Origin of the sequence: Pseudomonas haemolytica (genome assembly GCF_009659625.1) — a bacterium.
Classification (GTDB): Bacteria; Pseudomonadota; Gammaproteobacteria; order Pseudomonadales; family Pseudomonadaceae; genus Aquipseudomonas; species Aquipseudomonas haemolytica.
Map to the genome: position 1 here is coordinate 1,021,585 of NZ_VOIW01000001.1, position 21,211 is coordinate 1,042,795.

Here is a 21,211-nt window from a genome sequence, read left to right on the forward strand (position 1 = left end):
AGTGAGGTCGATCAATCGGCCTTGTGTGCCCACCCTGCAGTCCTTATGTGAATGTGCAGACCCCGCGGTACGTTGCCTGACGTAGCGTGATCGAGGGTCGCTCATGACCAGGGGCGGTAGGGCGGATGGCGTTTTATCATAGGTGCTACTGATGTTTAAAAAAGTAAACACTGCCCTGCTGGGGCTGGCTTTGTCGATGGGGATCACGTCCGTTCACGCGGAAGAGGCAAAGAAAGTCGATGTGCTGCTGATCGGCGGCGGCATCATGAGTGCGACCCTGGGTGTCTGGCTCAATGAGCTGGAACCGGACTGGTCCATGGAGATGGTCGAGCGCCTCGATGGCGTGGCCGAAGAAAGCTCCAACGGCTGGAACAACGCCGGTACCGGTCACTCGGCCCTGGCCGAGCTGAACTACACCCCGGAAGACAAGAACGGCAACGTTGAGATCCCCAAAGCGGTCGAGATCAACGAAGCATTCCAGATCTCCCGTCAGTTCTGGTCCTGGCAGGTCCAGCAGGGCGTGTTGAAGAACCCGCGTTCGTTCATCAACTCCACTCCGCACATGAGCTTTGTGTGGGGCGATGACAACATCAAGTTCCTGAAAAAACGCTACGAAGCCCTGCAAGCGAGCCCGCTGTTCGCCGGTATGCAGTACTCCGAAGACCCGGCGCAGATCGCCAAGTGGGTTCCGCTGATGATGGAAGGGCGTGACCCGAACCAGAAAATCGCGGCCACCTGGAGCCCGATCGGTACCGACGTGAACTTCGGCGAGATCACTCGCCAGTTCGTCGCTCACCTGCAAACCACGCCGAAGTTCGACCTGAAACTGTCGAGCGAAGTACAGGACATCACCCGCAACGACGACGGTTCGTGGCGTGTGAGCTACAAAAACCTCAAGGACGGCACCAAGACTGAAACCGACGCCAAGTTCGTGTTCATCGGCGCCGGCGGCGGTGCCCTGCACTTGCTGCAAAAGTCGGGCATTCCTGAAGCCAAGGAATACGCTGGCTTCCCGGTAGGGGGTTCGTTCCTGGTGACCGATAACCCAACCATCGCCGAACAACACCTGGCCAAGGCCTACGGCAAGGCTTCGGTGGGTTCGCCACCGATGTCGGTTCCGCACCTGGACACCCGCGTGCTGGATGGCAAGCGCGTGATCCTGTTTGGCCCATTCGCGACCTTCTCGACCAAGTTCCTGAAAGAAGGCTCGTACCTGGACCTGCTGACCAGCACCACCACCCACAACATCTGGCCAATGACCAAAGTCGGTATTCGTGAATACCCTCTGGTCGAGTACCTCGCCGGCCAACTGATGCTGTCGGATGACGACCGCTTCAAGGCGCTGCAAGAGTACTTCCCGAACGCCAAGCAATCCGACTGGCGCCTGTGGCAAGCCGGCCAGCGCGTGCAGATCATCAAGCGTGATGAAGAGCAGGGCGGCGTGCTGAAACTCGGTACCGAAGTGGTCAGCTCCGCCGACAACAGCATCGCTGGCCTGTTGGGTGCATCGCCAGGCGCGTCCACCGCGGCTCCGATCATGCTGACCGTGCTGCAGAAAGTGTTCAAGGACAAGGTGGCAAGCCCGGCCTGGCAGGAAAAACTGCACCAGATCGTGCCAAGCTACGGCACCAAGCTGAACGACAGCCCTGAGGCTGTTGCCAAGGAATGGGCCTACACCGCCGGTATCCTGCAACTGACCCCACCGCCTGCGATTCCGCAGTTGACCGCTCCAAAGGCTACCGAGGCTGCCAAGCCTGCGGCTGAGCCGAGCAAGCCGGCGTCTGACCTGGCGCTGTAAGCAACACCTACGAAAAAGCCCGCTGAACCGGTGACGGTCAGCGGGCTTTTTTGTGGCGACGAGAGCAGTTCAGCAAGCCGACAGACACCACCTGTTAAAAAGTACCCAGGGCCAAGCAGGAGCGCGGCTGAAACAAGGGGGCAATTTTACTCAGGTGTTGGGCGTTCTAGCCCGAGGGGGTTGTATGTTGCCAAGTAGCTCAACCAAGCCGCTTCATGCCCGCTGCCTTGACCGCGTTGAGGTCGAAGGTGGCGGTGTACTCGCAGCCGGCCGCATGGGCGCAACGCTCGATCAGGCAGTCGGCGAAGTCGGCCTTGTTCGCCACAAACTTACGCAGCGCCTGCCAGATGACCTCGGCATGTTCCACGGTCAGTTCGCGGGTGCGCAGTAGGGTTTCCAGCACCGTCACCACTTCACTCTTGGCCGACTGATAGCAGCTTTGTAGCACCCATACCAATTCAACGATTGAAACCAGGCTTACAAAGCCCGGCGAAGCAGTGGTCAGTGATTCGATCAGCTCGGACGCCTTGGCTGATTGAACGGGATCATCCTGGGTGACGTAGCGCACCAGCACATTGGTATCCAGGCCAATCATCGGGCTTTTGCCCCCCGGGTGGCGATGGCCTGGTTCATCTCCTCGATGGAGACGGCCTTGACCGGTTTGCGGATCAAGCCTTTGAGGTCGTGCACCGTTTTGCTCGCGGCAATGATGGAGAACTTTCCATCTTCCGTTTCGACGAATTCAACCCGATCGCCTGTTTCCAGGCCCAGGGCTGCCCTGACTTGGACAGGAATGGTGATTTGACCTTTCGAGGTCAGCGTGGCGGTCGCCATAGTGAAGATCTCCATCGTGATATTCCTTACCTTAGGGTAAGGAGTGATGGAGCACAATATCCGTTGGTCCATAGGTTGCTCGCAGAGGTGTGGGTGAGTCGTACTAGTAAAAACCCTAGTCCGAACTCCTGATCCTCACACCTTTGGCCGCACTTCAAACAGATACAAGCTATGACCGACCGCCGCTAGTTCACTGCACCACGCGATAACACGGCACATACGCCGCGCCGCCCGGCAACTTCATGCGGTGCTGGGCGACAAATGCTTTGAGCAGCTCATCCAATGGCTTCATGATCGCCGGGTCGCCATGGATCTCATACGGGCCGTTTTCCTCGATCAGGCGGATGCCCTTGTCTTTCACGTTGCCCGCCACGATCCCTGAGAACGCCCGGCGCAGGTTGGCCGCCAGTTCGTGGGGTGGCAGTGCGTGGTTCAGTTGCAGGCTCGCCATGTTTTCGTGAGTGGGGTCGAACGGGCGCTGGAAGCCTTCATCGATCTTCAGCAGCCAGTTGAAGTGAAACGCGTCGTTACGCTCGCGGCGGAATTGCTTCACGGCCTTGAGGCCGGCGGTCATCTGGCGCGCCACTTCGGCTGGGTCGTCGATGATGATCTGGTAGTGCTTCTGCGCCGCTTCACCCAGGGTGGCACCGACGAACGCATGCAATTGTTCCAGGTACGGGGCGGCGTGTTTCGGCCCGGTGAGGACTACCGGGAACGGCAGGTCGCGGTTGTCCGGGTGCATCAGGATGCCCAGCAGGTACAGGAACTCTTCGGCCGTGCCGGCGCCGCCCGGAAAGATGATGATGCCGTGGCCTACGCGCACGAAGGCTTCCAGGCGCTTTTCGATATCCGGCAGAATCACCAGCTCATTGACGATGGGGTTCGGCGCTTCGGCGGCGATGATGCCCGGCTCGGTCAAGCCCAGGTAGCGGCCGTTGGTAATGCGCTGTTTGGCGTGGGAAATGGTCGCGCCTTTCATCGGGCCTTTCATCACGCCGGGGCCGCAGCCGGTGCACACGTCGAGGCTGCGCAGGCCCAGTTCGTGCCCGACTTTCTTGGTGTATTTGTATTCTTCGGTGTTGATCGAGTGGCCGCCCCAACACACCACGATCTTCGGCTCGACACCCGGGCGCAGCGTACGAGCGTTGCGCAGCAGGTGGAACACGTAGTCGGTGATGCCTTGGGAGTTGCTCAGGTCGATGCGCTGGCTGTCCAGCTCGTTCTCGGTGTAGACGATGTCGCGCAGGGCGCTGAACAACATCTCGCGGGTGCTGGCGATCATTTCGCCATCGACGAAGGCATCGGCCGGGGCGTTGAGCAATTCCAGGCGTACGCCGCGGTCCTGCTGGTGAATACGCACTTCAAAGTCTTTGTAGGCGTCGAGGATGGTCTTGGCATTGTCGATGTGCGCGCCGGTGTTGAGGATGGCCAAGGCGCATTGGCGGAACAGGGTATAGATGCTGCCGCTGCCGGCTTCACTCAGTTGCTGGACTTCACGTTGGGACAGGGTTTCCAGGCTGCCCTTGGGGCTGACGGAGGCGTTGATGACTTGACGTTGGGGCATTCTGATTCCTTGAAAGCACAGCCATCGCGCCCATTGAGAGGCGATGGCTTGAGAATGGTGGGCGCCGATTACGGTCGCACGAGACGGTTATTTACCGCAGGCACCGGGCCAAGCGCAAACACCGTCCAGCACCATCATGCCGCAGAACTTACTGAATCAGCTTCCAGTTTTTGTAGAAAACCCGACGCAGTGTAAAGACCAGGCCGGCAAACCCTGCGATCACGGCGTTGAGCAACGACGGCAGCAAGGTTGGGCGCACGATATCAATGAACAGGCAGTAGCGTTTTGCATCGTTTTTATTGAAGGACGCATGCATCAGCGTGTCATCGAAGATAAACAGCGGGTCGTCATGCCAGTAGTGCTTGTGCTTGCCCACCTGGATATACACACCCTCGTGATGCGGCGCTGGTGCCATGTTGTAGAGCACGCGAAACATCATGCGCAGGGGGCCGAAGTGGAAGGAGGTCGAGCGGTTCTCGTTAAATACCGAGACACCGATGGTCTTCACGAATGGTAGCTTCTTGCGCAGTTGCGGAATATCCAGAGTGGTCTCGATCGGGCGACCGTACCACTGGAAAAACAACATGCCGCGTTTCTTCTCGGCCATGCGTTCGTCCAGGTAGCCGATGATTTCATCCTTGCGGGCCATGGCGTCGTCTATCACTTGCTGCAGGTCTTCGCGCCAGGCGGGCGGCAGGTCTTGCATCGTGTAGACATGGCGATTGCGGCTGCTCAGCAGGTCGAGCAAGGTGTTGAAGGGGGCGAGCACCCAGGTATTGCGACCGTTGCCGATAAAATATTTCTTGATGGTGTCGCGGTCGTACAGGCCGTTGCGCAGGAAATCATAAACACCGCAGAACACCACCAGCAGCAGAAATACCAGGCACGTACGCGGAAAACAGTAGATCAGCAGCAGAACGCCGAGTACCCAGGCCAGGGATACCAGCTTTTTGCCAACAGCACTTTTGCTCATGAAACACGGCTCCAAACTTGAAACATAGTGAAACAATCTCGTCATGATAGGGGGTTCTGGAGCCGACCGGCGTTTTTAAATAGTGCGAAATTGTGAAGCCCCTGCACAATTTGTAACCATCGCCCCGCACCGTCCGGGGTTTGTGGATTGAATTTTGAGAACAGAAGATTTGCGACTATCGTGACGCTTCGGTTTTTCAGGCGTCATAGACCGGTACGATTGAAGTTGAATGGCCACCATTGGCCTTCGGCACCTTGGAAGAGGCAGAAATTTTTATGATCATCAAACCGCGGGTTCGTGGCTTTATCTGTGTGACCGCCCACCCTGTTGGCTGTGAAGCGAACGTCAAAGAGCAGATCGACTACGTAACCAAGAATGGCGTAATCGAGGGCGGCCCCAAGAAGGTGCTGGTCCTCGGTGCTTCCACCGGTTACGGCCTGGCCGCGCGCATCAGTGCCGCGTTTGGCTGCGGCGCCGACACCCTGGGCGTGTTTTTTGAGAAAGAAGGCGAGGAAGGCAAGCTGAGCTCCGCCGGCTGGTACAACAGCGCGGCGTTCGAGAAGTTTGCCGTGGAAAAAGGCCTGTACGCCAAGAGCATCAACGGCGACGCGTTCTCCGACGAGATCAAGCGCCTGACCATCGACACCATCAAGAAAGACCTGGGCAAGATCGACCTGGTGGTCTACAGCCTGGCCGCGCCACGCCGTACCGACCCGCAAGGCGTGGTGCACACTTCCACCCTCAAGCCAATCGGCAAGGCCGTGACCCTGCGCGGTATCAACACCGACAAGGGCGTCGTGGTCGACACCACCCTTGAGCCTGCGACCCAGGAAGAAATCGACGGCACCGTGAAGGTCATGGGTGGCGAAGACTGGCAGTTGTGGATCGACGCCCTGCGTGACGCCGATGTGTTGGCCGAAGGCGCCAAGACCACTGCGTTCACCTACCTCGGTGAGAAGCTGACCCAGGACATCTACTGGAACGGTTCCATCGGCGAAGCCAAGAAAGACCTGGACAAGAAAGTCCTGACCCTGCGCGAAAACCTCGCTGCGCTCAAGGGCGACGCCCGTGTGTCGGTGCTCAAGGCCGTGGTCACCCAGGCCAGCTCGGCAATCCCGATCATGCCGTTGTACCTGTCGCTGCTGTTCAAGGTGATGAAAGAGCAGGGCACCCATGAAGGCTGCATCGAGCAGGTCTACGGCCTGTTCAAGGACAGCCTGTACGGCAACGAGCCTAAGCTCGACGCCGATGGCCGCCTGCGTGCCGACCTGGCTGAGCTGGAGCCTAAGGTCCAGGACGCCGTGGCTGCGCTGTGGAACCAGGTCACCGACGACAACGTCAACGAGATCAGCGATTTTGCCGGCTACAAGGCGGAGTTCCTGCGCTTGTTCGGCTTCGAGATCGACGGCGTAGATTACGAAGCAGACGTGAACCCGACCGTTAAAATCAACGGCCTGATCCAAGCCTAAGGCCTGCGCCAGGCCTAACATGTGGGAGGGGGCTTGCTCCCGATAGCGGTGTACCAGTCCATATCTTCAGTGACTGACACACTGCTATCGGGAGCAAGCCCCCTCCCACATTTGATCTGCGTAGACCCTTCTTTTTGAGACGCGTCCTACCCACCATTGCATTCCCACTACCGCTCCTAATCTGCCAGACTCCTGCGGCTATCAAGCCACGCTAACGGAGGATCTGATGACGATTCGTGCAGTAGTTTTTGATTTCGGCGGTGTCCTGTTCGATTGGAGCCCGCAGCACCTGTACCGCAAGCTGATTGCCGATGATGCAGAGCGGCAATGGTTCCTCGACAACATCTGCACCCAAGCCTGGAACACCGAGCAGGACGCCGGTCGTACCCTGGCTGAAGCCACTCGAACCCTGATTCACCAACACCCTGATCACCACACCTTGATCCAGGCTTATTACGAGCGTTGGCACGAGATGCTGCGCGGTGAATTACCCGACGGCGTGGCGATTCTCGAGGCGCTGCACCAGGCCGATGTGCCGTTGTTCGGGCTCACCAACTGGTCGGCTGAAACCTTCCCCTACGCCCTGGCCAATTACCCATTCCTGCAACGTTTTCGCGACATCGTAGTGTCCGGCGAGTTGAAGTTGATCAAGCCTGACCCGGCGATTTACCACGCCAGCCTTGATCAGGTCCGCGCCCATCTACCGGATATCCAGCCGGGTGAAGTGGTGTTTATCGATGATGTCGCCGGCAACATCGAGGCTGCCGTCGCCTTGGGTTGGCAAGGTATCCACCATGTGTCGGCCGAGCGTACCGCTGCGCGCTTGCGGGAGTTGGGCGTGGCTTTCTAGCGCGCCCATTTCTCCATGACAAAGTCGACGAACGCCCGCAGCTTGGGCAGGCGATAGCGGTCCTGGCGATACAGCAGGTGCATGGGGCGGCTGGGCAGTTTATAGGTGGTTAACAAGGCCACCAGCTTGCCGCTCTCCAGATCCGGTTGCACCAGAGCATCGGCCAGCATGATGATTCCCATGCCGTTGACGGCCGCCTGGCGCAAGCCTTGCGAGCTGTTGATGGTCAATGAGCCGGCCACAGGAACCTCCACCTCGCCGTCATCCCCGGTCATGCGCCACAGTTTGTCGGTGTCGCGCCAGTTATCGTTCGCAGGATAGGCAAACGCCAGACAATCGTGCTGCTGCAGATCATCTGGGGTCTGCGGCACGCCACGTCGCGCCAGGTACGCAGGTGACGCGCAGAGCGTGAGGGTGTAGGGCTGCATTGGCCTGGCGATCAGGCTGGATGTTTCCAGTTCGCCAAGGCGGATCGCCACGTCGAAGCCGCTGTCTACCAGGTCCATCCGCTCATTGCTCAGCACCACGTACAGGTTGATAAGCGGGTAGCGCTGGGAAAACTCGCTTAAGGCCGGTACCAGGCGTTCGGTGCCGAACACGGGGGGTGCGGTGATACGCAGGCTGCCTTTGGGGGTTTCGCTGTGGATCTGCTCCGCCAGTAGCTCGGAGTCGGCCACCAGCCCCAGCACTTCCAGGCAGCGCTGATAATACTGCGCGCCAAATTCCGTCAGGTGCTGTTTACGGGTGGTGCGTTTGAGCAAGCTGACGCCTAGCCGTTGCTCCAGCGCACGCAAATGGTTGCCCACCATGGTGGTCGACATCCCGCACTCCTGAGCGGCGGCGGTCATGCTGCCGGTTTCGACAACTTTCACGTACACCGACATCGCCTGGAACAGGTCCATTATCAAGTCCTGATTTAAAGTCATTGCAGAAAATCGCAGTTTATCCAGCTCAGGTGGCTAACGATACTTCCACAACCACAACGATGCACTGGAGCCGCCACCATGACCGCCGTCTGCCTGATGAGTACTTACCAACCCTTGGCCCTGAGCTTCACCCGTGGGCTGGGCACGCGCCTATGGGACCAGCAGGGCCGCGAATACCTGGACGCCGTCGCCGGTGTGGCGGTGACCAATGTCGGCCATTCCCATCCCAGGCTGGTGGCGGCCATCAGTGAGCAGGCCAGCCTGCTGCTGCATACCTCCAACCTCTACAGCATCGACTGGCAACAACGGCTGGCCGAGCGCCTGGCCCAGTTGTCCGGCCTGGATCGCGCGTTCTTCAACAACTCCGGGGCCGAGGCCAACGAGACGGCGCTGAAACTCGCGCGTTTGCACGGCTGGAAAAAAGGCATTGAACAGCCGTTGGTGGTGGTGATGGAGAACGCCTTTCACGGCCGGACCCTCGGCACCATGGCTGCCAGCGACGGGCCTTCAGTGCGCCTGGGGTTCCAGCGCCTGCCCGGGGACTTTATCAAGGTTGGTTTTGGCGATATGACCGCGTTGGAGGCAATCACCGCGCAGTTCGGTACACGCATCGCAGCGGTGCTGTTGGAACCGATCCAGGGCGAAAGTGGCGTGCTGGTCGCGCCACCGGGTTACCTGAAAGCCCTGCGCGACTACTGCACGCGCCACGGCTGGCTGATGATGCTCGACGAGATCCAGACGGGTATCGGGCGCACCGGCACCTGGTTCGCCTTCCAGCACGAAGGCATCGTGCCGGACGTGATGACCCTGGCCAAGGGCCTCGGCAATGGCGTGCCCATCGGCGCGTGCCTGGCCCGCGGCGCCGTTGCCGAGCTGTTCACGCCAGGCAGTCATGGCAGCACCTTTGGCGGCAACCCGCTGGCTTGCCGTGTTGGTTGTACGGTGCTGGAGATTATCCAGCAGCAAGGCTTGCTACAGAACGCGGCACGCCAGGGCGAACACCTGCTGGCGCGGTTGCGCATGGAGTTGGATGAGCACCCGCAGGTACGGGCGATTCGTGGCAAGGGCCTGATGATCGGGATTGAACTGGCCAACCCTTACCGCGACCTGGCCCAACGTGCTGTTCAGGAGCATGGGCTGTTGATTAACGTCACGCGGGGCAAGATTATTCGCCTGCTGCCGCCGCTGACGTTGGATGCCAAGGAAGTCGAGATGATTGTGCGCGCTATCACCAGACTGCTGGATTGAATATGCAATCAGAGTGTGGGAGGGGGCTTGCTCCCGATAGCAGTGTGTCAGCCACTGAAGATATTGACTGGTACACCGCTATCGGGAGCAAGCCCCCTCCCACAGTGGTTCTGTGTTGGGTTCAGGGAGAAGGGCCATTCAACCATTCCTGGTTCATGGTCTCGGTATCTCCCAGGTACTCCAGCAACCACGCCATGGCCGGCGACAGTTTGTTCTGTGCCCACGCCACGCACGACGGGCTGGCCGGAAACGGCCGGCTCAACTGCAACGCCACCAACTCACTGCGCTCAACCCACGGCAGCACCTGATGGGCCGGCGCCATGCCGACACACAGGCCATCGCGCAGGCAATCCAGCGCCGAAGCCCAGTTGGGCACCACCAGGCGGCGCTGGTTATCCAGGGTCCAGGTGTCGCGCTTGGGCAGGTTGCGCGAGGTGTCGGTCATGCACAGCGAGGCGAAAGGCCGCAGTTGGTCATCACTGAGCAGCCCTTCCACTGCCGCCAGCGGATGCCGGGCACTGACCACACACAGCCAGTTCAACAGGCCCATGTCGCGGAAGGTAAAGTGGCTGGCTACCGGCACCGCGCTGGTGGCGCCGATCACGATGTCGGTGCGCTCATCGGCCAGCGCATCCCACACGCCGTTGTACACCTCGTACTCCAGCAGCAATTCCACTTCGGGAAACTGCCGGTAGAAGTCCAGCACCAGTTGGCGGCAACGCTGGGGTTTGACGATGGAGTCCACAGCGACCTTCAATTGGCCACTCCAGCCATTGGCCACCTGCTGGCACAAGCGCCGGGTGCCGAGCATTTTTTTCATCACGGCGCGGGCTTCGTCGATAAACAGGCGGCCGGCGGGGGTCAGCTCCACGTCGCGATGCCTGCGCACGAATAGGGGCACGGCCAGCCATTCTTCGAGCTGGCGCACGGTATAGCTGATGGCCGATGGCACGCGGTGCAGTTCCTGGGCGGCGGCGCTGAAGCTGCCGTGACGGGCGACCGCATCGACCACATCCAGGGAATATTCGGACCACATGGCGCTAGCCTTCAAAATTATTGATAGAAGTGTCCAATTATTATCGCTTCACACACATTTTGTCAGCTTCATAATGGGCGCCAGTCAGCAAATAGTTTGATGGCAGTATTCACAAGGCTTCGATGAAAAATTCTTTTGGTTTTACCTGGTATCTGGCGGGGCTGAGCATGCTCGGTTATCTCGCCATGGACATGTACTTGCCCGCGTTTGGCGCCATGGGTGAGCAGTTACAGATTGGTGCCGGCGCGGTAGGCGCCAGCTTGAGTATTTTCCTCGCCGGCTTTGCGGTGGGGCAGTTGCTGTGGGGGCCGCTCTCGGACCGCCTGGGGCGCAAGCCAATCCTGCTCGCGGGCTTGAGCCTGTTTGTGCTCGGTTGCCTGGGCATGTTCTGGGTCGAGACCGCACCGCAACTGTTGGCCCTGCGCTTTATGCAGGCGATTGGCGTGTGTGCCGCTGCTGTGAGCTGGCAGGCGTTGGTGATCGACCGCTATCCGGCTGACAAGGCCCACCGCGTATTCGCCAGCATCATGCCGTTGATGTCGCTGTCACCGGCCCTCGCACCGTTGTTGGGCGCCCTGGTGCTGAATCACTTTGGCTGGCAGGCGATCTTCGGCGTGTTGCTGGTGGTGTCATTGCTGCTGCTGTTGCCGACTTTGTTCCTGCGCAGCGTGCCCAAGCGTCTGGAGCAGAAGGGCGGCCCTACGCGCCTCGGTTATGGGCAGTTGCTCACTTCCCGGGTGTTTACCGGCAATGTGATGATTTTCGCCGCCTGCTCGGCCAGCTTTTTTGCTTGGCTCACGGCTTCGCCGTTCATCCTCGGCGGCATGGGTTACAGCCCGAATGACATCGGCCTCAGCTACGTGCTGCCGACCCTGGCGTTTCTCGTCGGCGGCTACAGTTGCCGCAGTGCCTTGCAGCGCTTGGCGGGCAAAACCCTGCTGCCGTGGCTGCTGGCGGCGTATTGCCTGAGCATGGTGGCGTTGTACCTGGTTGCCACCTTGAGCGTGCCGACCCTCACCACTTTGCTGATTCCGTTCTGCCTGATGGCGCTGTGCAACGGCGCCAGCTACCCGATTGTGGTGGCGAATGCGCTGATGCCGTTTGCGGAAAACTCCGGCAAGGCGGCGGCGCTGCAAAACACCCTGCAGTTGGGCCTGTGCTTCCTGGCCAGCTTGTTGGTGTCGTCGATGATCGAGCAACCGCTGTTGATTACGGCAATTGTGATGTTGGCGACTGCACCGTTGGCGGTGTTGGGTTATTGGTTGGCGCGGCCGAAAGTAGATCGCTCTGAGTTGGCAACTGATCTGAAGTGACAATGGGGTCAAAAATGTGGGAGGGAGCAAACCCCCTCCCACATGGGTCCTGAGTGTCTTCAGTTAGAACGTGACTTCCATATTCAGCGTAGGCGTTGAAGTTCGGCTCCCCCGGCCACCATCCACGCCAAATTTGTTATGCCAGTACTCGTACCCCACCCCCAGGTACAGGTTCGGCTTGACGCTTTTACCCGGCCGCACCGCCACCATCAACGCCGTGCGCATCAGCGCTTCTGGCGCAGTATTGCGGCCGTGGTAGTCCTCGCCTTTCTCCCCGACGTAGTTGATAAACCCCTGGAATTTCGCCGCATGGTTGCCGACCTCGAACGGGCGCATCCAGGTCAGGTTGAGCATGTAGGTGTCGTCGAACGTGTGATTGGACTCTTGCGCGCCAGGGATGCCGGTGTGGTTCCTTTCCTTGTAGTACATCAGGCTCAGGTCCAGTACGCCGACGGTGTTGAACTTCAAGGTCGGGCCGATCACCAGGGCGCGCTTTTTGGCTGACGCGAAGTTGTTGTTGCGGTTGGCATCGAAACCCAGGGTCAGCGCGTAATCCTTGATCAGGCCAGTGCCCGGCGGCAGGTCGAACACCCGCGAGGCATACAGCTGGTGCCGGTACACCGCGTACACCTCGCTGCCGCCGTGGTCGGTACCCTTGCGTGGGTCGCGGCTGTCGGACAGGAACACATCCAGATTGAGGAAGTTGCTGCCGTAGCGGTAGCCGCTGGCGTGGGTAAAGCTGTAGATGCGCTTGCTGAAATCGTCGGGGTTGTTCGGGTTGGTGAAGTGCTGGCCGTAGCGAAAACCTACGCTGTTGTTCATCCATTCCACCGCGACAGCCTCCCCGCCGCCGAGAAGGGTTAAAGCAACGGTGGCGCCCTGTAGTGCCTTTTTCATTATTTTTAGTCCTTTGGCGTTCTGGCTCATAACGGCCGAATTGTTTTTGTAACGCCGTTGGAGGGTATCTTGTTCGATTGATTGTATACAACTCTATGGACATACAGTCTGTACATTGCATACAGTGAGCGCACAACAAAAACAGAGAACCCCTCACCATGACTATCCCGAAGGCGTCACCGCAGCGGCCCGAAGATGAGAATCTGGGCGTCGCCGCCAACATGGCTTACGGCCTGCAGCATGTGCTCACCATGTACGGCGGCATCGTCGCCGTGCCGTTGATCGTCGGCCAGGCAGCCGGGTTGTCGCCGGCGGATATCGGCCTGTTGATCGCCGCTTCGCTGTTTGCTGGCGGCCTGGCCACGTTGTTGCAAACCCTTGGCCTGCCGTTCTTCGGCTGTCAGTTGCCGCTGGTGCAGGGCGTGTCGTTCGCGGGCGTGGCGACCATGGTGGCGATTGTCGGCAGTGACGGTGCCGGAGGGATTCCAGCGATTCTCGGCGCGGTGATGGCCGCGTCGTTAATCGGCCTGTTGATCACCCCGGTGTTCTCGCGGATCACCAAATTCTTCCCGCCGCTGGTGACGGGCATTGTGATTACCACCATCGGCCTGACCCTGATGCCTGTGGCAGCACGCTGGGCCATGGGTGGCAACAGCCGTGCGGCGGACTTCGGCAGCATGTCGAATATCGGCCTGGCCGCGTTGACCCTGGTGCTGGTGCTGCTGCTGAGCAAAATCGGCAGCGCAACCATTTCGCGCTTGTCGATTCTGCTGGCGATGGTGATCGGCACGGTGATCGCGGTGCTTCTTGGCATGGCTGACTTCTCCAGTGTGACCCAGGGGCCGATGTTCGGCTTCCCCACACCTTTCCACTTCGGCATGCCAACCTTCCATGTGGCTGCGATCATTTCCATGTGCATCGTGGTGATGGTGACGCTGGTGGAAACCTCGGCGGATATCCTGGCCGTGGGCGAGATCATCGACACCAAGGTTGACTCCAAGCGCCTTGGCAATGGCCTGCGCGCCGATATGTTATCGAGCATGTTTGCGCCGATCTTCGGTTCGTTCACCCAGAGCGCGTTCGCCCAGAACGTCGGCCTGGTGGCCGTTACCGGGGTGAAGAGCCGGTTTGTGGTGGCTACCGGCGGGGTATTCCTGGTGGTGCTCGGCTTGCTGCCGTTCATGGGCCGGGTGATCGCAGCGGTGCCAACCTCTGTGCTGGGCGGTGCCGGCATTGTGTTGTTCGGCACGGTGGCGGCCAGTGGTATTCGCACGCTGTCCAAGGTGGACTACCGCAACAACATGAACCTGATCATCGTGGCGACGAGTATCGGGTTTGGCATGATCCCCATCGCCGCGCCGAGCTTCTACGATCACTTTCCAACCTGGTTCGCGACCATTTTCCACTCGGGCATCAGTTCGTCGGCGATCATGGCGATCCTGCTGAACCTGGCGTTCAACCACTTCACCGCCGGCAACTCTGACCAGCAGTCAGTGTTTGTAGCGGGGACTGAGCGCAGCTTGTGCTTTCGTGATGTGGCCGCGTTGCGCGACGGAGATTACTACCGGGGTGGGAAGTTGTTCGATGCCGAGGGCAAGGAGATTCCTTTGGTATCGGATACCTTGAAGAAAGCCGCAAAACCTGAAGCCACTGAGGTCTAAATGTGAGAGGGGGCAAGCCCCCTCCCACATTGGGAATTCAGCCAGCCTTGAGGGCTGTGTGCGGCAGTGAACACACCTCATCCAGAAACTTCACCACTGTCCCCATGCACGCTTGGCGTTCTTCCACATGGGGCATGTGGCTGGAGTCTTCAAACAGTGCCCAGCGCACGTCCGCGATCTCATCCAGGAAAGGCTTGACCACCAATGGCGTGGCCTCGTCATGCCGGCCGGAAATCACCAGGGTCGGTACCTTTATCGCCGACAGGCGGCCGATCACGTTCCAGTCCTTCAAGCTGCCGATCACGTGGAACTCGGTCGGGCCGCTCATGGCGTGGTACACCGTCGGGTCTGCATCGACCTGGGCAAAGGTGCGCGCCACTTCCTCCGGCCAAGGGTTGACCCGGCACACGTGCTGGTCATAGAAAATCCGCGAAGCGGCCAGGTATTCCGGGTCTTGATAGGTGCCAGCCTGCTCGTGTTTGAGCAGGGTTTCGTGCACACCCTCAGGCAACAGTTTGCGCAGACGGTTGGCTTCGCTGACCCAGGTACGCATGCAGGTGGGTGAGTTGGCAGGAATAAACGCGCGCAGGCCCTTGGGTTGCAGGATCGCATGCTCGCTGCCCAGCATGCCGCCCCAGGATTGGCCGAGAATTGCATAGTTCTCGCTGATCTGCAGGTGGTCCAGCAGGTTGTTCAACTCTTCGAGGAACAGGCCGATGGTCCAGAACGACGGGTCTTTCTCTGGCAAGTGCGTAGAGCGGCCGTTGCCCAGTTGGTCGTAGTGAATCACCGCATGGCCGCTGGCGGCGACATCCTTGAAGGCATCCACGTAATCGTGGGTGCAACCCGGGCCACCATGGATGATCACCAACGGCGTACGGCCTGTGGTCAGGTCGCCCGTGACGCGATACCAGGTCTGATAGGCGCCAAAGGGCGCGTAGCCTTCGCGAACTTTCTCGATGAATTCCATTTCGTGCCCCGCTCTGAAAAAAGGATCAGGGCTACGATAGTCTGAACAAAAAGTTTAGGTAACTAGCAAAACAGCTAGGTTTTTTCTAAAGCTCAACCTTCCAGCAAGCGGTAGTGGGTGGCCCGCACAACCGCCTGTACACGGTTCTTGGCCCCCAGTTTGTGCATGGCCGAGGCCAAGTGCAGGGTGACCACCGCCAGTGAACGGCTCAATTGCGTGGCGATTTCGGCGGCGGTCAGGCCATCGGCGGCCCATTTCAGGCATTCGCGTTCGCGCTTGGTCAGGTGGATATGCGGGTAGGCGCGTAGCTCCTTGCTGAACAGCGGGTACGCCGCTTCTTGCAAGGCATGGGTAATCAGGCTGAAATCGGCCAGCGTATGTTGTGCGTCCTTCAATACCGTGCGCGCCTTGCCGGTGCGCAACCCGGTCAGCGACGCGAAGCCGCCCCGGGGCAGATGAATCGGTACGCTGACGCCGCAGGTCAATTGCCGTTCATGCAGGTACGAGGACACGGGGGCGTGGCAGGGGTCGATGATTTTTTGCAGGGCAGTCTCGGTCTTCGCTTCATAGGACCAGACAAACGGCGATACCGTGCTCAACGCCAGGTGCTGCACCGGGTCGATCTGGTAAAACCCTTCGCTGCACCATAAGGCGTACCAGTCGGTCGGGGTGTTACGCAGTTGCAGAAGCGAGGGCGTAATCAGTGCACCATCGAGGTCAATGGGCACCGGGGTGTAGTCATACACCAGTGCATCGAAGCCCAGTTGTTGGGCAAGGATAAACGTATTGTCCATCTGTTCATCCAGGCTCCTGCCTGGCATGAGACGATTATTGAAGGCGGTCAGCTTGGCCAGCATCCGTTCTGCTCCCGAATTCATTTGAATCTCGACTTGCGGCAAGTAGAATGCCACGCCCCGGCGAAGGACTGCCAGGCCAAACCTATAAGAAATACTAGGTTATGGACGCACGGCATCCTCGGTAGTGTTGACCTGATAAACGGCCGCTACCCGCCAGGCCGATACAACACAAGGAATGTATGCATGTGGCGTGAAATTGCCCCCGACCAGCAGTACAACGTGCAAGTCGACGGCCATAACCTCGTGGTCTACAGCTTCGGCGAAGGCGATGAGGTACTGCTGTGTCTCAACGGCGGGCCGGGCCTGCCGTGTGACTATCTGCGTGACGCCCATGGCTGGCTCAAAGCCCATAACCTGCGAGTGGTTGCATTCGACCAGCTTGGCACGGGCGCATCAGCCAGACCGACCGATATTGCCCTGTGGGAAATCCGCCGTTATGTCGAAGAAGTCGAGACCGTGCGCCAAGCGCTGGATCTGGGCCGCGTGCATTTGCTCGGGCATTCCTGGGGCGGTTGGCTGGGTATCGAATACGCCATTCATTACCCCGATGCGCTGAAAAGCCTGATCCTGGAAAACACCGTCGGCGACATTCCGCATTTGTCCCAGGAACTCGAACGCCTGCGTGGCGCCCTGGGCAGCGAAACCGTGGCCATGATGCAACGCCACGAAGCCATGGGTACCCTCGACCACCCGCAATACCAAGCCGCCATTACCTTGCTCAACTATCGCCACGTGTGCCGCCTCGACGAATGGCCGGAGCCGCTCAAGCGCTCCCTGGGCGACTGGAACATGGGGCCTTACGAAACCATGCAAGGCCCCAATGAGTTCCTCTATATCGGCAACCTCAAGGACTGGAACCGCCTCAACGAAATGGCCGAGTTCAAGATGCCGATCCTGATCACCACCGGCCAGCACGACGAACTCACCCCCGCCTGCGCCATGCGCATGAAGCTCGCGGCCACTCACGCCGAACTGCACGTATTTCCCAATAGCAGCCATATGCCGTTTTATGAGGAACCCCATGCGTACTTCCCCGTGCTGCTGGACTTTCTCGCCCGCCACCGAGGCTGACGCATGAACCTGGCGCGTTACCGTTTTGTCTTGTCCCGGCCGCTGCAATTGTTGCCGGTGTTGTTTGGCATCAGCCTGATTACCTTCGTGTTGGTGCGCTCGATCCCGGGTGACCCGGCGCGGGCGCTGCTGGGCTCGCGCAGCACGCCGGATGCCCTGCTGAAAATCCGCGCCCAGTTCGGCCTCGACCAGCCCTTGTGGCTGCAATATTTCTATTTCCTGAAGAACCTGCTCAAGGGCGACCTCGGTCAATCGCTGCTTTACAAGGTTGACGCCCTGAAACTGATCGTCACCCGTATCGAGCCGACCCTGGTGCTGGTGCTGGGCAGCGTAGTCCTGGCGTTGCTGATCGCGGTGCCGCTGGCGACAGTGGCGGCACGCAATAAGGGCGGTTGGGCGGACAACCTGATCCGCGTATTCACCACGGTCGGCCTGGGCATGCCGGCATTCTGGCTGGGGTTGATGCTGATCTTGCTGCTCAGCGTGCAATGGGGCCTGTTTCCGGTGTCCGGCTACGGTCGCACCTGGGTGGATAAGGCGCACCATATGGTCTTGCCCTGCCTGACCATCGCTCTGGCGCTGTCGGCGGTGCTGGTGCGCAACCTGCGGGCGAGCATGTTGATGGAGTTGCAGGCCGATCATGTCACCGCTGCCCGTGCGCGGGGCTTGTCGGAAGCCGCCGTGTTTCGTCGGCATGTGTTGCCCAACTCCCTGGTGCCGGCGGTCAACCTGCTGGCGGTCAACATCGGCTGGCTGATCAGCGGCACGGTGGTTATCGAAAGTCTGTTCGCCATTCCGGGCATCGGCCAGTTGCTGGTGCGCGGTATTTTTACCCGCGATTACATGGTGGTTCAGGGCGTGGCGATGGTGCTGGCGTGTGCCACGGTGGTGGTCAACTTCGTTGCCGACGTGGTAACGGTGGCCCTCGACCCACGGGTGAAGATGCAATGAGCAGCCGCCCACTGATTGCCCCATGGCGTTTGCGCCTGCGCTTCGGGTTTCGCAATGGTCGGCTGACCGCCGCGTGGGGCCTGTTGATCCTGCTTGCGTGGTTGGCCCTGGCGCTGTTTGCGCCGTGGATCGCACCTTTTGACCCCATCGCGCAGAACACCGACATGAGTTTGCTGGCGCCCAGCCTTGGGCACCCGTTTGGTACGGACAATTACGGCAGGGATGTTTTATCGAGGGTGATCTGGGGCGCGCGCATCGACCTGCAACTGGCGATTGTCGGGGTGATCTTCCCGTTCATCATCGGCACTTTCGTCGGTGCGGTGTCCGGCTACGTAGGCGGGCGTTTCGACAGTTTCTGCATGCGCGTGATCGATGTCGTCCTGGCGTTTCCGTTCCTGGTGCTGATGCTGGCGATCATGGCCATTCTCGGGCCGGGCTTAAAGAGTTTCTATATCGCCATGGCGCTGGTGGGCTGGGTGTCGTATGCGCGGCTGATTCGCTCGCAGATCCTGGTGCTCAAGGAAAGCGAGTTTGCCCTGGCCGCCAAGAGCCTGGGCTTTGGCCATGGGCGCATTTTGTTCCGGCATTTGCTGCCCAATGCCCTGTTTGGTTCCGTCGTATTTTCCATGTCCGACGCAGTGCTGGTGCTGCTCAATGGCGCCGCCGTGAGTTACCTGGGCCTGGGCGTGCAACCCCCCACCGCCGAGTGGGGGACGATGGTGGCCGAAGGGCAAGCCTTTATCACCACGGCTTGGTGGATCTGCACCTTCCCGGGCTTGGCCATCGTGACCCTGGCGATGGGCTTCAGCCTATTGGCTGACGGCGTCGCACAAGTGTTGGGGGATCGCGCATGAGCCTGCTGCAAGTGCGCGACCTCAGTGTGATCGCCAACAACGCCGGGCGTGATGTTACCTTGGTAGACCGCGTGTCCTTCGACTTGGCCGAAGGTGAAATCCTTGGGCTGGTGGGCGAGAGCGGTTCGGGCAAGACCATGGCCTGTCGCGGCTTGATGCGCTTGCTCCCATCGCCAAACCTGCGGGTCCAGGGTGGCACCGTGCGGCTTGCCGGCCAGGACCTGTTGCAACTGGATGATGCCGGCATGCGTGCGGTGCGAGGCGGGCAACTGGGCATGATCTTCCAGAACCCCAGCAGCCACCTGGACCCGCTGATGCGCATCGGTGAGCAGATTGCCGAGGGCATTCGCCTGCATCAAGGTGCTTCGAAAAAAGACGCCCGCTTGCAGGCCATCGAGGTGCTGCGCCAGGTCGGGATTCCTGACCCCCAGGCGCGGGTCGACAACTACCCCCATGAGTTTTCTGGTGGCATGCGCCAGCGCGCGATGATCGCCGTGGCCCTGGGCTGCAACCCGAAAGTGCTGATCGCCGACGAGCCGACCACCGCCCTCGATGTGACGGTGCAGGCGCAAATCCTGCGCCTGTTGCTCGACCTGCGCGACCAGCGTGGCCTGTCGATCATCATGATCACCCATGACCTGGGCGTGGTCGCGCAAACCTGCGACTCCATCGCCGTGATGTACGCCGGGCGCCTGTGCGAGCACGGCAGCAAATACGCGCTGTTGGCCCACCCGCAACACCCGTACACCGCTGGCCTGATCGACTGCCAGCCGGCCCATGGCAGCGGCCATGCCTTGCTGCGCACGATCCCCGGCCAGCCGCCGTTGCTCGATGAGTTGCCCGCGGGTTGCCGCTTCAACCCGCGTTGTCCGCAGGCCGGTGCCTTGTGCACTGAGTTGCTGCCGCAAGGCGCACGCGTGGCCTGTCACTATCCGTTGGGAGGGCGACCATGAGCCTATTGCAGATCAAGGACCTGGAGGTGCGTTTTGCCGCGTCCGGCAGTGGCCTGTTCGGCCTGAACAAGCAGTGGGTGAGGGCGGTGAACGGTGTGTCGCTGAACCTTGCCGCGGGGGAAACCCTCGGTTTGGTGGGTGAGTCCGGCAGCGGCAAGAGCACCCTGGGCCGGGCGATTCTGCACCTTAGCCCGATCAGCGCCGGGCAGGTGCTGTTTGACGGTATCGACATGGCCCATGGCAGCGCCATCGACATCGCCCGCCTGCGTCATGAAACCGCGATGATTTTCCAGGACCCTTACGCCGCATTGAACCCACGCCAGAGCGTCGGCGAGATCATTGCCGAGGTGCTGCGCGTGCAGCGCAAGGTGGCTGTGGAGCAGATCCCGGCGCGCGTCAACGAGCTACTGGGTCTGGTTGGCCTGCGTCCCGAGTTGGCCGCACGCAAGCCGGGCTCCCTCAGCGGCGGCCAGTGCCAGCGCGTCGGCATCGCCCGGGCGCTGGCGGTGGAGCCGCGGTTGATCATCGCCGATGAATGCGTGGCGGCGCTGGATGTGTCGATCCAGGGCCAGATCATCAACCTGCTGCTGGAACTGCAACAGCGCATGAACCTGGCAATCCTGTTTATCGCCCATGACCTGGCCATCGTGCGGCGCCTGTGCGACCGCGTAGCGGTGATGTACCTGGGCAAGATCGTCGAGGAAGGGCCGGTGGAAGCGGTGTTTACCACGCCGCGTCATCCGTATACGGCGGCCTTGATCGAGGCGATTCCCGAGATTGATCCGCAGCGCCCGTTGCCTGCGCTGCCGTTGCCCGGCGAGCCACCGAGCCCGCTGAACCTGCCTACGGGCTGCGCCTTCCACCCGCGTTGCCGGCATGCCCGAACGATGTGTTCGGTGGTGTTGCCGCCGACCCATTTCCTGCACGAGCATCGGTACAGTTGCGTGCTTGAAGAACCTTTGCTTTAACCCTCTGCCATTCATTAA

General features: G+C 60.3%; 20 protein-coding genes. 11 read left to right on the forward strand and 9 right to left on the reverse strand.

The genetic code is table 11. The features are described from left to right. The first annotated feature begins 151 nt into the window (after nt 1-151). Entirely contained in the window at nt 152-1,798 is a 1,647-nt protein-coding gene (gene mqo, locus FRT59_RS04805; protein ID WP_034118722.1) for a malate dehydrogenase (quinone), read from the forward strand. Between the two features lie 199 nt (nt 1,799-1,997). On the opposite strand, the gene FRT59_RS04810 is transcribed toward mqo, so the two are convergent. From FRT59_RS04810 to FRT59_RS04825, 4 genes are all read right to left on the reverse strand, one after another. Then, on the reverse strand, nt 1,998-2,393 hold the full coding sequence (locus FRT59_RS04810; protein WP_034118723.1) for a type II toxin-antitoxin system VapC family toxin: 396 nt from the start codon (nt 2,391-2,393) through the stop codon (nt 1,998-2,000). Further along, nucleotides 2,390-2,647, reverse strand: a complete 258-nt coding sequence (locus FRT59_RS04815; RefSeq protein ID WP_034118724.1) for an AbrB/MazE/SpoVT family DNA-binding domain-containing protein — start codon at nt 2,645-2,647, stop codon at nt 2,390-2,392. The genes FRT59_RS04810 and FRT59_RS04815 overlap by 4 nt, the downstream gene beginning before the upstream one ends. A gap of 175 nt (nt 2,648-2,822) precedes the next feature. Further along, the gene (ppnN, locus tag FRT59_RS04820) at nt 2,823-4,196 is read right to left on the reverse strand and encodes a nucleotide 5'-monophosphate nucleosidase PpnN (RefSeq protein WP_034118725.1); all 1,374 of its coding nucleotides are present in this window, start codon (nt 4,194-4,196) and stop codon (nt 2,823-2,825) included. A gap of 148 nt (nt 4,197-4,344) precedes the next feature. Next, nucleotides 4,345-5,169 (reverse strand): aspartyl/asparaginyl beta-hydroxylase domain-containing protein, encoded by an 825-nt coding sequence (locus FRT59_RS04825; RefSeq protein WP_034118726.1) that lies wholly within the window; start codon nt 5,167-5,169, stop codon nt 4,345-4,347. A gap of 275 nt (nt 5,170-5,444) precedes the next feature. Between FRT59_RS04825 and fabV the strand changes: the two genes are divergently transcribed. Further along, nucleotides 5,445-6,638, forward strand: a complete 1,194-nt coding sequence (fabV, locus tag FRT59_RS04830) for an enoyl-ACP reductase FabV (protein WP_153870538.1) — start codon at nt 5,445-5,447, stop codon at nt 6,636-6,638. A 226-nt stretch (nt 6,639-6,864) separates the two neighbouring features. Continuing rightward, a complete protein-coding gene (locus FRT59_RS04835) occupies nt 6,865-7,488 on the forward strand; it encodes an HAD family hydrolase (RefSeq protein WP_153870539.1) in 624 nt (207 codons plus the stop codon). Here the strand turns inward: FRT59_RS04835 and FRT59_RS04840 are convergent. Further along, complete coding sequence (locus FRT59_RS04840) at nt 7,485-8,390, reverse strand: LysR family transcriptional regulator (protein WP_153870540.1); 906 nt, start codon at nt 8,388-8,390, stop codon at nt 7,485-7,487. The genes FRT59_RS04835 and FRT59_RS04840 overlap by 4 nt on opposite strands. Nucleotides 8,391-8,492: 102 nt before the next feature. Between FRT59_RS04840 and FRT59_RS04845 the strand changes: the two genes are divergently transcribed. Then, the gene (locus tag FRT59_RS04845; protein ID WP_153870541.1) at nt 8,493-9,662 is read left to right on the forward strand and encodes an acetylornithine transaminase; all 1,170 of its coding nucleotides are present in this window, start codon (nt 8,493-8,495) and stop codon (nt 9,660-9,662) included. A 121-nt stretch (nt 9,663-9,783) separates the two neighbouring features. Here the strand turns inward: FRT59_RS04845 and punR are convergent, their stop codons facing one another. Then, nucleotides 9,784-10,698 carry a DNA-binding transcriptional activator PunR gene (gene punR / locus FRT59_RS04850; RefSeq protein WP_153870542.1) on the reverse strand — a complete coding sequence of 305 codons (915 nt, stop codon included), beginning with the start codon at nt 10,696-10,698 and terminating at the stop codon, nt 9,784-9,786. A 122-nt stretch (nt 10,699-10,820) separates the two neighbouring features. Between punR and punC the strand changes: the two genes are divergently transcribed. Beyond that, nucleotides 10,821-12,011 (forward strand): purine nucleoside transporter PunC, encoded by a 1,191-nt coding sequence (gene punC, locus FRT59_RS04855; RefSeq protein WP_153870543.1) that lies wholly within the window; start codon nt 10,821-10,823, stop codon nt 12,009-12,011. A 63-nt stretch (nt 12,012-12,074) separates the two neighbouring features. Here the strand turns inward: punC and FRT59_RS04860 are convergent, their stop codons facing one another. Then, entirely contained in the window at nt 12,075-12,908 is an 834-nt protein-coding gene (locus FRT59_RS04860) for a nucleoside-binding protein (RefSeq protein WP_153837764.1), read from the reverse strand. A 158-nt stretch (nt 12,909-13,066) separates the two neighbouring features. Between FRT59_RS04860 and FRT59_RS04865 the strand changes: the two genes are divergently transcribed. Continuing rightward, nucleotides 13,067-14,569 carry a nucleobase:cation symporter-2 family protein gene (locus tag FRT59_RS04865; protein ID WP_153870544.1) on the forward strand — a complete coding sequence of 501 codons (1,503 nt, stop codon included), beginning with the start codon at nt 13,067-13,069 and terminating at the stop codon, nt 14,567-14,569. 37 nt (nt 14,570-14,606) lie between these two features. On the opposite strand, the gene FRT59_RS04870 is transcribed toward FRT59_RS04865, so the two are convergent. Further along, nucleotides 14,607-15,539, reverse strand: a complete 933-nt coding sequence (locus FRT59_RS04870) for a proline iminopeptidase-family hydrolase (RefSeq protein WP_153837765.1) — start codon at nt 15,537-15,539, stop codon at nt 14,607-14,609. 92 nt (nt 15,540-15,631) lie between these two features. Continuing rightward, a complete protein-coding gene (locus FRT59_RS04875; protein WP_153870704.1) occupies nt 15,632-16,396 on the reverse strand; it encodes a LuxR family transcriptional regulator in 765 nt (254 codons plus the stop codon). 183 nt (nt 16,397-16,579) lie between these two features. Between FRT59_RS04875 and FRT59_RS04880 the strand changes: the two genes are divergently transcribed. From FRT59_RS04880 to FRT59_RS04900, 5 genes are read left to right on the forward strand one after another with little or no spacing between them, the layout of a single operon-like run. After that, a complete protein-coding gene (locus FRT59_RS04880) occupies nt 16,580-17,467 on the forward strand; it encodes a proline iminopeptidase-family hydrolase (RefSeq protein ID WP_153870545.1) in 888 nt (295 codons plus the stop codon). A 3-nt stretch (nt 17,468-17,470) separates the two neighbouring features. Next, nucleotides 17,471-18,418 carry an ABC transporter permease gene (locus FRT59_RS04885; protein WP_153837767.1) on the forward strand — a complete coding sequence of 316 codons (948 nt, stop codon included), beginning with the start codon at nt 17,471-17,473 and terminating at the stop codon, nt 18,416-18,418. Further along, the gene (locus FRT59_RS04890) at nt 18,415-19,272 is read left to right on the forward strand and encodes an ABC transporter permease (protein ID WP_153870546.1); all 858 of its coding nucleotides are present in this window, start codon (nt 18,415-18,417) and stop codon (nt 19,270-19,272) included. Before FRT59_RS04885 ends, FRT59_RS04890 begins: the two co-directional genes overlap by 4 nt. Further along, the gene (locus FRT59_RS04895; protein WP_153870547.1) at nt 19,269-20,225 is read left to right on the forward strand and encodes an ABC transporter ATP-binding protein; all 957 of its coding nucleotides are present in this window, start codon (nt 19,269-19,271) and stop codon (nt 20,223-20,225) included. The genes FRT59_RS04890 and FRT59_RS04895 overlap by 4 nt, the downstream gene beginning before the upstream one ends. Continuing rightward, a complete protein-coding gene (locus FRT59_RS04900) occupies nt 20,222-21,193 on the forward strand; it encodes an ABC transporter ATP-binding protein (protein WP_153870548.1) in 972 nt (323 codons plus the stop codon). The genes FRT59_RS04895 and FRT59_RS04900 overlap by 4 nt, the downstream gene beginning before the upstream one ends. The last annotated feature ends 18 nt before the right edge of the window (nt 21,194-21,211 follow it).